Annotated in this window: 15 protein-coding genes; 9 read left to right on the forward strand and 6 right to left on the reverse strand. The window is 73.4% G+C overall.

Translation table 11 applies throughout. The features are described from left to right. The first annotated feature begins 13 nt into the window (after positions 1-13). The gene (locus HIR71_RS13565; protein ID WP_169325599.1) at positions 14-286 is read left to right on the forward strand and encodes a metal-sensitive transcriptional regulator; all 273 of its coding nucleotides are present in this window, start codon (positions 14-16) and stop codon (positions 284-286) included. A gap of 83 nt (positions 287-369) precedes the next feature. Here the strand turns inward: HIR71_RS13565 and HIR71_RS13570 are convergent, their stop codons facing one another. Then, on the reverse strand, positions 370-534 hold the full coding sequence (locus tag HIR71_RS13570; protein ID WP_169325600.1) for a hypothetical protein: 165 nt from the start codon (positions 532-534) through the stop codon (positions 370-372). A gap of 232 nt (positions 535-766) precedes the next feature. On the opposite strand from HIR71_RS13570, the gene HIR71_RS16505 reads away from it, so the two are divergent. Next, positions 767-1,180 (forward strand): hypothetical protein, encoded by a 414-nt coding sequence (locus HIR71_RS16505; RefSeq protein WP_211374206.1) that lies wholly within the window; start codon positions 767-769, stop codon positions 1,178-1,180. 21 nt (positions 1,181-1,201) lie between these two features. Here HIR71_RS16505 and HIR71_RS13580 read toward each other — a convergent pair whose 3' ends face one another. Beyond that, entirely contained in the window at positions 1,202-1,477 is a 276-nt protein-coding gene (locus HIR71_RS13580) for a hypothetical protein (RefSeq protein ID WP_169325601.1), read from the reverse strand. Positions 1,478-1,518: 41 nt separating this feature from the next. Beyond that, positions 1,519-2,472: an MsnO8 family LLM class oxidoreductase gene (locus HIR71_RS13585; protein ID WP_311836284.1), complete on the reverse strand. Its 954-nt coding sequence runs from the start codon at positions 2,470-2,472 to the stop codon at positions 1,519-1,521. Between the two features lie 494 nt (positions 2,473-2,966). On the opposite strand from HIR71_RS13585, the gene HIR71_RS13590 reads away from it, so the two are divergent. Together HIR71_RS13590 and HIR71_RS13595 are read left to right on the forward strand one after the other, a co-directional pair. Continuing rightward, positions 2,967-3,464: a DUF2975 domain-containing protein gene (locus tag HIR71_RS13590; protein ID WP_169325603.1), complete on the forward strand. Its 498-nt coding sequence runs from the start codon at positions 2,967-2,969 to the stop codon at positions 3,462-3,464. Beyond that, positions 3,464-3,673 carry a helix-turn-helix domain-containing protein gene (locus tag HIR71_RS13595; protein ID WP_169325604.1) on the forward strand — a complete coding sequence of 70 codons (210 nt, stop codon included), beginning with the start codon at positions 3,464-3,466 and terminating at the stop codon, positions 3,671-3,673. The genes HIR71_RS13590 and HIR71_RS13595 overlap by 1 nt, the downstream gene beginning before the upstream one ends. 11 nt (positions 3,674-3,684) lie before the next feature. Here the strand turns inward: HIR71_RS13595 and HIR71_RS13600 are convergent, their stop codons facing one another. Together HIR71_RS13600 and HIR71_RS13605 are read right to left on the reverse strand one after the other, a co-directional pair. Next, positions 3,685-4,242: a Clp protease N-terminal domain-containing protein gene (locus tag HIR71_RS13600; RefSeq protein ID WP_169325605.1), complete on the reverse strand. Its 558-nt coding sequence runs from the start codon at positions 4,240-4,242 to the stop codon at positions 3,685-3,687. Next, positions 4,242-4,478: a hypothetical protein gene (locus tag HIR71_RS13605; protein WP_169325606.1), complete on the reverse strand. Its 237-nt coding sequence runs from the start codon at positions 4,476-4,478 to the stop codon at positions 4,242-4,244. The genes HIR71_RS13600 and HIR71_RS13605 overlap by 1 nt, the downstream gene beginning before the upstream one ends. A gap of 137 nt (positions 4,479-4,615) precedes the next feature. Between HIR71_RS13605 and HIR71_RS13610 the strand changes: the two genes are divergently transcribed. Together HIR71_RS13610 and HIR71_RS13615 are read left to right on the forward strand one after the other, a co-directional pair. Then, the gene (locus tag HIR71_RS13610; RefSeq protein ID WP_169325607.1) at positions 4,616-5,284 is read left to right on the forward strand and encodes an SDR family oxidoreductase; all 669 of its coding nucleotides are present in this window, start codon (positions 4,616-4,618) and stop codon (positions 5,282-5,284) included. Between the two features lie 358 nt (positions 5,285-5,642). Beyond that, a complete protein-coding gene (locus tag HIR71_RS13615) occupies positions 5,643-6,515 on the forward strand; it encodes a PhzF family phenazine biosynthesis protein (protein WP_169325608.1) in 873 nt (290 codons plus the stop codon). A gap of 571 nt (positions 6,516-7,086) precedes the next feature. Here HIR71_RS13615 and HIR71_RS13620 read toward each other — a convergent pair. Next, on the reverse strand, positions 7,087-7,275 hold the full coding sequence (locus tag HIR71_RS13620) for a hypothetical protein (RefSeq protein WP_169325609.1): 189 nt from the start codon (positions 7,273-7,275) through the stop codon (positions 7,087-7,089). Between the two features lie 196 nt (positions 7,276-7,471). Between HIR71_RS13620 and HIR71_RS13625 the strand changes: the two genes are divergently transcribed. From HIR71_RS13625 to HIR71_RS13635, 3 genes are all read left to right on the forward strand, one after another. After that, a complete protein-coding gene (locus HIR71_RS13625) occupies positions 7,472-8,206 on the forward strand; it encodes a beta-phosphoglucomutase family hydrolase (protein WP_311836285.1) in 735 nt (244 codons plus the stop codon). After that, positions 8,203-10,599: a glycoside hydrolase family 65 protein gene (locus tag HIR71_RS13630; protein ID WP_169325611.1), complete on the forward strand. Its 2,397-nt coding sequence runs from the start codon at positions 8,203-8,205 to the stop codon at positions 10,597-10,599. Before HIR71_RS13625 ends, HIR71_RS13630 begins: the two co-directional genes overlap by 4 nt. Positions 10,600-10,857: 258 nt before the next feature. Further along, a complete protein-coding gene (locus HIR71_RS13635; protein WP_169325612.1) occupies positions 10,858-11,961 on the forward strand; it encodes a GNAT family N-acetyltransferase in 1,104 nt (367 codons plus the stop codon). The last annotated feature ends 156 nt before the right edge of the window (positions 11,962-12,117 follow it).

The following is a 12,117-nucleotide window of genomic DNA, read 5'->3' on the forward strand; positions in this document are numbered from 1 at the left end:
GAAGGAGGACCTCGTGGAACTTGATCCCGGGGAGATGAGCAAGGTCAGCAACCGGCTGAAGCGCGCCCAGGGGCAGCTCACCGCCGTCATCCGCATGCTCGACGAGGGCGAGAGCTGTGAGGACGTCGTCACCCAGCTCTCCGCCGTCTCCCGTGCCCTCGACAGGGCCGGGTTCGCCATCATCGCCTCCGGCATGAGGCAGTGCCTCACCCAGCCGGAGAGCGCGGACGAGGCGCCGACGCTCGACGTCGCGAGGCTGGAGAAGCTGTTTCTGTCCCTCGCGTGAGTGGATGCATCTGGGCCCGTCGACGACGGCGCGTTTTCGCGAGGGTCAGGCACCCACCGGCGAGGGGCGGCCGATGCCTCGCTTCATGTGCGGTCGGAGTGGTGGCGCAGCTTGAACCACCCATACGCGGCGGTTGCTGCCAGCAGGACGAGGCCGATCACCAGTAGCCACAGCAGGCCCTCGACCAGGGCCCCCAGCAGCGACAGCAGGAGCCAGGCGACGAGCAGCGCGATGATGAGCGTCTTCATGTCCCCCACCATGCCACGTACTGCCCTGGCGAGCAGGACGAAACTTTGCGCTTTGCGGATTCGGATTCAGCCGTTTCCTGCCTGAGCTATGGCGCGGCCTTGACCTTCGTCGCAAGGAGGAGAACTGGCGCGCAGCCGGTTCAGGCGAGGTTCCTGCAACGGATCGGGTGACCGAGGTCGGCCTGGGGACAACCTCGGCGCGCAGCGGCGACACGGGGCTACGGTCCTGCCCATGCCTCGCTACAACGCCCCCCCGAACTGGCCCGCCCCACCGCCCGGCTGGGCGCCGGCACCCGACTGGCGCCCCGATCCCGCATGGGGCCCGCCGCCCGCCGGCTGGCAGCTGTGGCTCCCCGAGCCGGGCGACGGGCAGCGCGCCAACAGGACGATCTTCGGCAGGGTCGGGATCGTCGCCGGCGCGGTCTGGTTGGCCGTGATGCTCGCCCAGGCCGCGCTCGGGGTCATGTCGGCGCGCAGCATCGGCGCCGCCTTCGGCTCGGCGCTCTTCCCGTGGCTGCTCGTCTCCCTCGTCGCGTTCTTCCGCCCGAAGCGTTGGAGCTGGCTCGCGGTCGTCGGGGTGTACCTGGGGACGTGGCTGGTGCTGAACGTGATGAGCGCGATGGGGCGGCTCGCCGGTTCTGCCTGAGGAGGCGATGCTCGCGGCCCCCTACTGAGCGGGGCCGGATCCCTGACCCGCACGACGTCGCCGCGTCTGCTCCGTACCGACCTCGCCGCCGAGCCACGGAACGACCGCCACACGGCGGAGCAGGTCAGCGGTCATGGCCGACGACGGCACCAGGTCGGGGTCCAGCACGAGGTGGAGCGCTCCGCCGGGAGCGTAGGCGCGCGGATCGGCGCGGATCGCGTCGAGATGGCGACGGTCCACGGTAGCGGTCCAGTCATGGGTGAGGCTGGCCCAGGTCGCGGGGTCCGACGTCGCCATCGACCCATCGTCGCACCGCCCAGGGGCGCGCCCACGCCGTTTCACGCCGGATCGAGGGCCGCCAGCGCGGCGTCGGCCTCGGCGAGCGCCGCACGGTCGTAGGTGGAGGTGGAGGCGAGGACCTCCGCGGCGCCCGTCCGAGCCACGAGCTCGCCGAGCTGGTCGGCCACCTCCGCGGCCGTGCCGTAGACGGACTGACTCAGCTGCTGCTCCACGACGAGCTCCTGCTTGGCGGTGAGCCGCTCCGGCGGCTCGGGGCGCAACGGTCCGAACACGCCGGTCGCACGGGACTCGGCCATCGCGTACGCCTCCGGGAGCACGAGCTCGCGCGCCCGCGCCGTCGTGCTCGCAATCGCGATGTCCAGGCTGATGATCACCCGCGGCTCCGGGCAGGCGGCGTTCGGTCGGAACCGGCGTCGGTAGTCGCCGAGCGGCGCGAGGTCTCCGGCGAGCACCGGTCCGCCGACGACGACGGGCAGGCCCCGCTCGGCGGCGACGGCGAGCCCTGCGCCGGTGGCCAGGACGAAGATCGGCGGCGCCGGCACGTCACGGGGCATGGCGGTCACCGGCCCGGAGTCGCCGAGGAAGGACTGGAGGTCCGCGAGATCCCGGGCGAACCGGTCCTGGCCGTAGCTGCTCACGCCGAGGGCCTCGCGAACGGGTGCCGTGAAGCCGAGCGAGCGTCCGACACCGAGATCGATCCGACCCGGGTGGAGCGCGGCGAGCATCCGCGCCTGCTCCGCGACGACGAGCGGGCGGTGGTTCGAGAGCATGACCCCGCCGGAGCCCACTCGGATCCGGCTGGTCCGCGCCGCGATCTCCGCGACGAGGACCGGAGGGCTCCCGCTCGCGATCCCCGGGACCGCGTGGTGCTCCGCCACCCAGAAGCGACGGAACCCGAGCTCCTCGGCGCGGCGGGCGCGGTCGACCGTGGCCCGGAGGCTCTCGGCAGGCGTCTCGCCGACCCGGGTCCGCGACCGGTCCAGCAACGACACGGGCACCGGAAGGGAAGCTGCGGGCCGACCGGTCCGGTGCGGCCGATCGGCACCTCGCGTCATAGGGCTGGACGGTACCTCCGGCGCGCGTCCCGCCGCGCCTGCGCCTCTCCGCGCCGTGCGACTCGCGTGCGTGCCGCTCGGCACGCACGGAACGGGCGCGCGAACGGCTCGGGCCCCTCCGCGACGCGGAATGGTCGTCGAGCCAGCACTCATGCTCGCCCGTGAGCCGGGCGATCTCGTCGTCGATGAACTGCGTGCGCGCGGTCGGGTTCGGCGCCCGCTGACCGAGGCGGCGTGCGGGCTGCGGTTGGGGGTGCCGTAGGAGCCCGACGGCGGCGGGGGCGTGACCCGTCGTCGTTGCCCACGGAGGCGGTTGCGGGAGTGGGATCCCGGCAGCCGGTCGCGTGAACCGAGGCGCCGCGACTTGCGCCCACGGACGTGGAACGATAGTTTTCTATCGTTTTTCGATCAACAACGGAGGGACGACGGCGATGGGCCGCCTGGCGATACTCGCGCTGCGAGTGGTGATCGTGATGATGTTCGCGGGGCTGCTGGTCATCCAGGGGATGATCCTGCCCCTGCTCGGCGTCGACATCGTCGAGGAGGCCCCCGAGTTGGCGCACCTGCGGTGGCCGGTGGTGGCGATCGGCATCCTCGGTGCGCTGGCCGTCGAGGTCGCGCTCGTCTGCATCTGGCAGCTCTTGACCATGGTGCGCCGCGACACGGTGTTCAGCCGCGCGGCGTTCCGGTACGTCGACGTGATCATCGGCGCCGCCGTCGTGGCGTCGGGCCTCGGGATGCTGCTCGGGATGCTGCTGGCACCCGGAGAGGCGGTCGCCCCGGGGATCGTGCTCGTGATCGGGATCGTCGCCATGGGTGTCCTCGGCATCGGGCTGCTCGTGCTGGTGCTGCGGCTGCTGCTCGCGAAGGCCGTCTCGCTCGACACGACGGCGACCACGCTGCGCGACGAGCTCGACGAGGTGATCTGATGCCGATCGTCGTCGACATCGACGTCATGCTGGCCCGGCGCAAGATGTCGGTAGGCGAGCTGGCCGACCGCATCGGCATCACACCGGCGAACCTCGCCGTGCTCAAGAACGGGCGCGCGAAGGCCGTCCGGTTCACCACGCTCGAGGCGCTGTGCGAGGTGCTCGAGTGCCAGCCGGGCGACCTGCTTCGCTGGGAGGCGGGCGCGTAGCCCGGCCCCCCTCAGGCCGCGCGGCCGAGCTCCGCGCGCAGCCGGGTCCGCACCGCGTCGGGTGCGACGCCGAGCCGCAGCAGCGCCCGTGCGACCGGGGCGCCGTCGTCGTGCACCATGGCCAGGACGAGGTGCTCGGTCCCGATGTGCTTGTGACCCAGCGCCAGCGCGTGGCGCAGCGACAGCTCGAGCGCCTTCTTCGCCGGCGCCGTGAACGGGATGTGGTCGACCCGGCGACGGAGGATCCCCCGGCGACGACGGGTCCGGCCGGAGTCGTCCAGCGCCCCCGGTCCGAAGCTCGACTCGGCCTGCTGACGCACCGCGTCGAGGTCGATGCCGATGCTCCGGAGCGCGTCCGCGTCGGCGATGCCGAGCGAGGCGACGTGACGCTCGAAGGTGCCGCGGCCCAGCCCTAGCTCCGTGAGCACGCGCGTCGCGAGCCCGGTCTCGTCCTCCAGCACGGCCAGCATCAGGTGCTCGGGGCCGATGCGGTCGTGGCTCAGCCGTCGGGCCACCTCCTGCGCGTGGACGACGGCGGTACGCGCCTCGCTCGTGAATCGCTCGAACATCACTGCCTCCCTCTGGGCGCGGACATCAGCCGCCCGGCGTGCTTCTTGTGGACCGCCTGCTTCGAGACGCCGAGCACCGCGGCGATGTCGGACCACGACCAGCCCTGCTCGCGCGCGCTGCGGACCTGCAGGTCCTCCAGCTGCTCGACGAGCCGCCGCAGGGCCGCCACGGCGCGGAGGCCGACGGCCGGATCGGCGCTGGTCCCGCTGTCCACGAGATCCTTCTCGGTGCTCATGCGCGTCAGCATAAGTTGACTGCTACGGCGTCGTCAATAGATGTTGACGGCTGGTACCGCCGTCGACTCCGCACGACGGTGCTTGCCGTGCTGCCCGTGCCTGTGCCCGGTCGCGCCGAGACCCGTACGGTAGGTCGATGAGGATCGTGATCGCTGGCGGCCACGGGAAGATCGCACTGCGGCTCAGCCGCCTGCTCGCCGCGCAGGGGCACGACGTCGTCGGGCTCGTCCGCAACCCGGACCACACCGCGGACGTCGAGGCGACCGGGGCGTCCGCCGTCGTCGCCGACCTCGAGCACGAGGTGCTGCACACGCTCGCTCCGCGCCTCGCCGGGGCCGACGCCGTCGTCTTCGCCGCAGGCGCCGGACCGGGGAGCGGCCCGGCGCGGAAGGACACCGTCGATCGCGCCGCCGCCGCGCTGCTCGCCGACAGCGCTGCCCTCGCGGGCGTGCGCCGGTACCTGCTCGTCTCGTCGATGGGCGTCGGCGCCGAGCCGCCCCCGGGCACCGACCCGGTGTTCGTGGCCTACCTCGCGGCGAAGACGGCCGCCGAGGAGGACCTCCGCGAGCGCGACCTCGACTGGACGATCCTGCGGCCCGGGAGCCTCACCGACGACACCGGCACCGGGCGGGTCCGCCTCGAGCCGGAGGTCCCGCGCGGGCAGGTCTCCCGGGACGACGTCGCGGCCGTGCTCGCCGCGCTGCTCGCCGAGCCGCGGACGGCCGGGCTGACGCTCGAGCTGGTCGAGGGCGACGTGCCGATCGACGCCGCGGTCGAGGGGGCGTTGGCGGCGCCGCCGACCTAGCGATCTCTCGACCAAGAACGCGGTCGACCGGGTAGTACCGTCGCAGTACCGTGGCGTCATGGCGCTCAACCTTCGGCTCGCCTCGGCTGGGTCGCGAGGGCGGTCTTCTACGGCCTGAACGACATGCGGCTCGAGGCTCCTGAGGAGCCCGCCTACGACCTCGTCATCGCCGTGGCGGAGGGGACCGTCGGGTATCCGGAGGTGGCGAAGGCCTTGGCCGAGTGGGTCACCGGTGCGTGACGTGCGGCCGATCGGGGCACCGCTGCCCCGCTGCTGACGGGGGCGCGTCCGACGGGCTGGGCCGTTCGCGTCGTGAGGCTCGGACCCCGGCCCGACGCCCGGTGGGTACCGTCCCTTCATGCCGACGCGCCGCTTCGCCCAGGTCAACGTCTTCTCGACCCAGCCTCTGCTGGGCAACCCCGTCGCCGTCGTGGTCGACGGCGAGGGGATCAGCGAGGCCGACATGCAGGCCTTCGCACGCTGGACCAACCTCTCCGAGACCACGTTCCTGCTGCCGCCCACCACGGACGACGCGGACTACCGCGTCCGGATCCTCACCCCGGACGGCGAGCTGCCCTTCGCGGGTCACCCGACCCTCGGCTCGGCGCACGCCTGGCGCGAGGCCGGCGGCGTGGGACGCACGGAGGGCCGGATCGTGCAGGAGTGCGCGGCGGGGCTGGTCATCCTGCGGCGCGACGGCGAGCGCTGGGCGTTCGCCGGGCCGCCGCTCACGCGCTACGAGCCCCTCGACGCCGCGACGCTCGCCCAGGTGTGCGCGGCCCTGCGGATCGACCGCGACGACGTGCTCGACGCGTCCTGGCTCGTCAACGGACCGCAGTGGATCGGCGTGCGGCTCGCGTCCGCCGCACAGGTCCTCGCGATCCGGCCGGACGGCTCGGCCTTCGCCGGGCTCGACATCGGCGTCGTCGGCCCCCATCCCGAGGACGACGCCGGACCGCACGACGGCGGAGTCGACGACGTCCCCCGTCCGGACGTCGAGATCCGCGCGTTCGTGGGCGAGGGCGGCGGCTACGAGGACCCGGTGACGGGCAGCTTCAACGCGGGCGTCGGCCGGTGGCTCGTCGACACCGGCCTCGTCCCGGCGTCGTACGTCGCGGCGCAGGGGACGGTCCTGCACCGCGCCGGCCGCGTGCACGTGCGGGCAGTCGACGGCGAGATCTGGGTCGGCGGCGACGCCACGACCGTCGTCGCGGGCACCGTCACGCTCTGACGCGGCATCGACACGCTCTGACGCGGCAATCAGGCTGTGCACCCGCGTGCCGTCGCCGCAGAAGACTGAGACCGTCGTTGGCTCGGACACCAGCGGTGATGCGGTTCGACGCTAGGCGTGCTCGCCCTTCCTGGGTGCCATGCGGTCCGTCAGCGGAACCCGGTGCGCCCGACGGCAAGGAACAGCGCCTCGTCCGTGGCGGCGACATCGGGCGCAGACGACAGTCGGATCTCAGGAGCCGTCGTCACTCCCACGCAACAGCCCGTCACTCGGACGTCGTTCAGCGTCGTACTCGGCACCGTGCGGGATCGGTGGCTCAGATCCTGCCTCGGTGCGGCGCTGCGCGTCCGCCCTGTCGGCCGAGCGACGAGACCACCAGCGAACTGGCTCGCCCGGGGGGTTCGGGGGGCAGGTGGGCGCGGGGCGCGGGCGCGGGGGGCGGGGGCTGAGTGCGGGGTCCGGGCTGTCGGGGACCGGTCAGGTGGCTCGGAGTCCGCGGGGACTGGTCCGCGCGGACTCCTGCGGGGTCCGCGGGGGCGGACCTGAGGCGGATCCGCGGGCGGCGCGCACCTCAGGCGACGCCGGGGGTGATCCTGTCCACCGGGTCGGGCGGCGGCGACGCCGGGTCGAGCGCCACGAAGCGGGTCCGGTCCCAGCCGCAGCGCGTGCAGCGTTCGTACACCGACTTCGGGCCGCCCTGGTCGGTGACGACATGCCGCTTCCAGGCATGCAGTCCGGCGACACATCGAACGGCGCGCATGGCGCCTCCCGTGACGCGTGGGAGCGAGCGGTTCCGAGCGTGCACCCCCGACCCCGGCGTGGTCAACGGGCGGCTCGCCTGGCCGACGGCGGCGGTGGCGTCCGCCCGACCTGCGGACTGCGCTGCGACATCGGCGCCGGGGCGGCAGAGTGGCACCAGCCACCCCGACGCCGACGCCGACCCCCAGGAGGCACCCGTGCTGGGCCTGCCCGACACCGTCACCGCATGCCTGTTCGACCTCGACGGCGTCCTCACCCGCACGTCCACCGTGCACACCGCCGCGTGGACGCGCACGTTCGACGACTACCTGCGGGCTCGCGCAGGACGCACCGGCGAGCCCTTCGTGCCGTTCGACCCCCAGGACGACTACGCCCGGTACGTGGACGGTCGCAAACGGCCCGACGGCGTCCGCGCCTTCCTCGCGAGCCGCGGCATCGTGCTCCCCGAGGGTGCGCCCGACGACCCGCCGACGGCCGAGACGGTGCACGGCGTCGGTGCCCGGAAGAACGAGCTGCTGCTCGCGATCCTGGCCGAGGACGGCGTCGAGGTGTTCGAAGGCAGCCGCGCGTATCTCGAGGCGGCGCGCGCGGCCGGTCTGCGGCGCGCGGTCGTGTCGAGCAGCGCGAACACCGAGCTCGTGCTCGAGGTGACGGGGCTCGGGGAGCTCGTCGAGGCGCGGGTCGACGCGATCGTCGCGCGCGAGCGCGGGCTCCCCGGCAAGCCGGCGCCCGACATGTTCCTCGCCGGCGCCGAGCTGCTCGGCGTCGCACCGCAGGCCGCCGCGGTGTTCGAGGACGCGCTCGCCGGCGTCGCGGCCGGCCGCGCGGGCGGGTTCGGCTACGTCGTCGGGGTCGACCGGCTCGGCCAGGCCGACGAGCTCCGCGCGAACGGGGCCGACGTCGTCGTGCGCGACCTGGGCGACCTCCTGTGAGCGCGAGCCGCGCGGGCCACTCCCCGCGCGCTGCGCTGCCGGTCGAGCCCTGGTGCGTCCGCGAGCCGTCGGTCGACCTGACCACCCTGGCCCAGACCGAGTCGCTGTTCGCGCTCTCCAACGGCCACCTCGGGCTGCGGGGCAACCTCGACGAGGGTGAGCCCAACGCGACGCCCGGCACGTACCTCGGCTCGTTCTTCGAGAACCACCCGCTGCCGTACCCGGAGGGCGGCTACGGCTACCCCGAGTCGGGCCAGACGCTCGTCAACGTGACCAACGGCAAGATCATGCGGCTTCTGGTCGACGACGAGCCGTTCGACGTGCGCTACGGCGACCTGCTGACGCACGAGCGCCGCCTCGACCTGCGCGGCGGCGTGCTCGAACGGCACGTCGACTGGGTGTCGCCCGCCGGCAAGCGCGTCCGGGTCCGCTCGACCCGGCTCGTCTCGTTCACGCACCGCGCGGTCGCGGGGATCGAGTACGAGGTCGAGGCGGTCGGTGACCCGGTGCGCCTGATCCTGCAGTCGGAGCTGGTCACCAACGAGGCACCGCCCGAGGTCGACAGCGAGGACCCGCGCGTCGCGCAGGCCCTCGACAACCCGCTGGTCGCGGTCAGCCAGGACGTCGAGCAGGGCGGCGTCGTGATGCTGCACCGCACCAGGCAGAGCGGGCTCACGATGGCAGCGGGCATGGACCACGAGGTGCACGTCGACGGCCGGTACGACGTCGAGCACGACGCCCGGCCCGACTGGGCGCGCACCACGATCGTGACGACGCTCGCGCCGGGCGAGCGGCTGCGGGTCGTCAAGTACCTGGCGTACGGGTGGTCCGCCCGGCGCTCCGAGCCCGCGCTCCGCGACCAGGTCGCGGCCGCGCTCACGGCGGCCCGGTACGCGGGCTGGCAGGGGCTCGTCGACTCGCAGCGCGCGTACCTCGACGACTTCTGGGGCTGCGCCGACGTCGAGGTGGACGGCGACCCGGTGCTGCAGCAGGCGGTCCGGTTCAGCCTGTTCCACGTGCTCCAGGCGGGTGCCCGCTCCGAGCGCCGCGGGATCGGCGCGAAGGGCCTGACCGGCACCGGGTACAACGGCCACACCTTCTGGGACATCGAGGGCTTCGTGCTGCCGCTGCTCACCCTCACCGCGCCCGACGCCGCCGCGAACGCCCTGCGGTGGCGCGCCTCCACGCTCGACCTCGCCCGCCAGCGCGCCGCGACCCTCGGTCTCGCCGGCGCGGCCTTCCCCTGGCGGACGATCGACGGCGAGGAGACGTCCGCCTACTGGCCTGCCGGCACGGCGGCCTTCCACCTCAACGCCGACATCGCGCGGGCGTTCGAGCAGTACCGCCGGATCACCGGCGACGACTCGCTCGAGGTGTCGTGCGGGCTCGAGGTACTCGTCGAGACGGCCCGCCTCTGGCTGTCGCTCGGCCACCACGACCGCCACGGCCGCTGGCACCTCGACGGGGTGACCGGGCCGGACGAGTACACCGCCGTCGTCGACGACAACGTGTTCACCAACCTCATGGCCGCGCGCAACCTCCGGGCGGCCGCCGACGCCGTCGCGCGCCACCCCGAGCAGTCGCGCACGCTGGGCGTGACGACCGAGGAGTCGGCCGCCTGGCGCGACGCCGCGGAGGCGGTGCATCTCCCGTACGACAAGGAGCTCGGCGTGCACCCGCAGTGCAACAGCTTCACGCGGTACGCCGAGTGGGAGTTCACGGACCCGGAGGACGACCGCCCGCTGATGCTCCGCGCGCCGTACTTCCAGCTCTACCGCAAGCAGGTCGTCAAGCAGGCCGACCTGGTGCTCGCGATGCAGTGGTTCCCCGACGCGTTCACGGACGAGGAGAGGGCGCGGAACTTCGACTACTACGAGAAGCGCACGGTGCGCGACTCGTCGCTGTCCGCGGCGGCTCAGTCCGTCATCGCCGCGCGCACCGGCCACCTGCGCCTCGCGCACGACTACCTGCACGAGGCGGCGCTCGTCGACCTCCGCGACCTGCACGGCAACACGAGCCAGGGGCTGCACATCGCATCGCTCGCGGGGGCGTGGAACGCGCTCGTCGAGGGCTTCGGCGGCATGCGTGAGGACGGTGAGCGGCTCCGGCTCGAGCCCACGCTGCCCGCAGCGATCGACCGCCTGTCGTTCCGGCTCCGGTGGCGGGGGGCGCGCGTGCGCGTCGAGATCACGGCCGACGAGGTGCGGTGCAGCCTCCCCGGGCAGCCGGACGCGAGCGCCGACCTGCTGCTCTACGACGAGCTGCTCACGGTCACGGGCGCCGGGGAGGTCGTCCGACCGCTGCGCTCACGTGAGCCGCTGCTGCCGACACCGACCCAGCCGCCCGGGCGGGCGCCGGAGCCCGCGCGCACGAGCGCCGACGTCGTGTCCTGACCCGTCGTGCCCTGACCCGTCGTGTCCTGACCCGTCGTGCCCTGACCCGTCGTGCCCTGACCCGTCGTGCCCTGACCCGTCGTGTCAGGCCGAGCGCGTGCCGCAGCGCGCGCCACGCCTGACACGTCGGGTGATCCACCCCCGCGACCCGACCTGTCAGACCCAGCGCGCGCCCGGGCACACGCCACGTCTGACAGGTCGCTGGGCTGCCCGCGGAAATCGGGTGCTTCGTGACCCGACGGGCGGCACCCTGGGGCGGTGAGCACCTGGGAGATCGTCGACGTGCCGGTCCCGTCGAGCCTGGACGACGACGCCGCGTGGGGCGTGCGCGGGACGACGGCGCTCGAGCGGAGCCTGGCCGAGGCGACGTGGGGTCACCACGACCTCGCGTACACCGCGCTCGACACCCTCGTCGCCCTGCAGGACCAGCGCTACACGCAGCGGATCCACCTCGCGGCGGTCTCTCCCGAGCGGTCCCGCGACGTCGTCGGCGCGGCCTTCGTGCGCCTGCCGACCCGGGGCAACACGCACACGGCCGAGGTCGACGTGCTCGTCCATCCGGAGCACGTGCGCACCGGGCTCGACGACGGGCTGCTGCGCGCTGCCGAGGACCGGGTCCGCGGCCTCGGGCGCACGCTCGTCATCCTCTCCTCGGAGCACCGCGGCGAGCCGCCGGGTGACGAGCCCGGCGTGCTGGTCGCGCCGACGGGGAGCGGGCGGATCCGGCGCACCGACGCCGGCGCCGAGCTCGCGGCCCGGGCCGGCTACGCGCTCGAGCAGGCCGAGCGCTACAGCGTGCTCCCGCTACCCGTACCGACCGAGCGCCTGCGCGCGCTGCGCGACGAGGCGCTCGCCGTGGCCGCCGTCGGCCACGAGTACCGCGTCCGTACGTGGGTCGACCGCGTCCCGGACGAGTGGCTCGACCAGCTCGCCCGGCTCGAGACGAGGATGAGCACCGACGCACCGGTCGCCGCCCTGGACGTCGGCGCGGACCCCTGGGACGCCGACCGCGTCCGGGCGACCGATGACCAGCGCACGAGCAGCTGTCGCGGGGCCCTGATCACGGTCGCCGAGCACGTGCCGACCCGGACCCTCGCCGCGTTCACCGTGCTCGAGTACCCGTTCGCGGACGAGGAGGTCGTCTACCAGGAGGACACGCTCGTGCTGCGCGAGCACCGGGGGCGACGCCTCGGTCAGCTCGTCAAGGCGGTCAACCTCGAGCGCCTCGCCGAGGTGCGCCCGCACGCGGTCCGCGTTCACACCTGGAACGCCGAGGAGAACTCGTTCATGCTGCGGATCAACGTGGCACTCGGCTTCGCCCCCGCCGGCGTGTACGGCGTCTGGCAGAAGCGGCTGCTCTGATCAGGCTGCGCTGATCGGGGCTGCGCTGATCAGACCCAGATCCGCGAGTAGTGCGGTTTGGTGGGTGTGTCGCGGAATGAACAGATGCCCCTGATCTGGGAAAATGAGGCTTGTTGAGGTTCTCAGGTCCCAGATCGAAGGGCATCTGTTCGATGG

Origin of the sequence: Cellulomonas fimi, assembly GCF_012952065.1 — a bacterium.
Classification (GTDB): Bacteria; Actinomycetota; Actinomycetes; order Actinomycetales; family Cellulomonadaceae; genus Pengzhenrongella; species Pengzhenrongella fimi_A.

Excerpts from the sequence above, each read along its gene's own strand:
- HIR71_RS13570 (WP_169325600.1), bottom strand. The coding sequence starts at position 534 with ATGAAGACGCTCATCATCGCGCTGCTCGTCGCCTGGCTCCTGCTGTCG.
- HIR71_RS16505 (WP_211374206.1), top strand. The coding sequence starts at position 767 with ATGCCTCGCTACAACGCCCCCCCGAACTGGCCCGCCCCACCGCCCGGC.
- HIR71_RS13580 (WP_169325601.1), bottom strand. The coding sequence starts at position 1,477 with ATGGCGACGTCGGACCCCGCGACCTGGGCCAGCCTCACCCATGACTGG.
- HIR71_RS13590 (WP_169325603.1), top strand. The coding sequence starts at position 2,967 with ATGGGCCGCCTGGCGATACTCGCGCTGCGAGTGGTGATCGTGATGATG.
- HIR71_RS13595 (WP_169325604.1), top strand. The coding sequence starts at position 3,464 with ATGCCGATCGTCGTCGACATCGACGTCATGCTGGCCCGGCGCAAGATG.
- HIR71_RS13600 (WP_169325605.1), bottom strand. The coding sequence starts at position 4,242 with ATGTTCGAGCGATTCACGAGCGAGGCGCGTACCGCCGTCGTCCACGCG.
- HIR71_RS13605 (WP_169325606.1), bottom strand. The coding sequence starts at position 4,478 with ATGAGCACCGAGAAGGATCTCGTGGACAGCGGGACCAGCGCCGATCCG.
- HIR71_RS13610 (WP_169325607.1), top strand. The coding sequence starts at position 4,616 with ATGAGGATCGTGATCGCTGGCGGCCACGGGAAGATCGCACTGCGGCTC.
- HIR71_RS13615 (WP_169325608.1), top strand. The coding sequence starts at position 5,643 with ATGCCGACGCGCCGCTTCGCCCAGGTCAACGTCTTCTCGACCCAGCCT.
- HIR71_RS13620 (WP_169325609.1), bottom strand. The coding sequence starts at position 7,275 with ATGCGCGCCGTTCGATGTGTCGCCGGACTGCATGCCTGGAAGCGGCAT.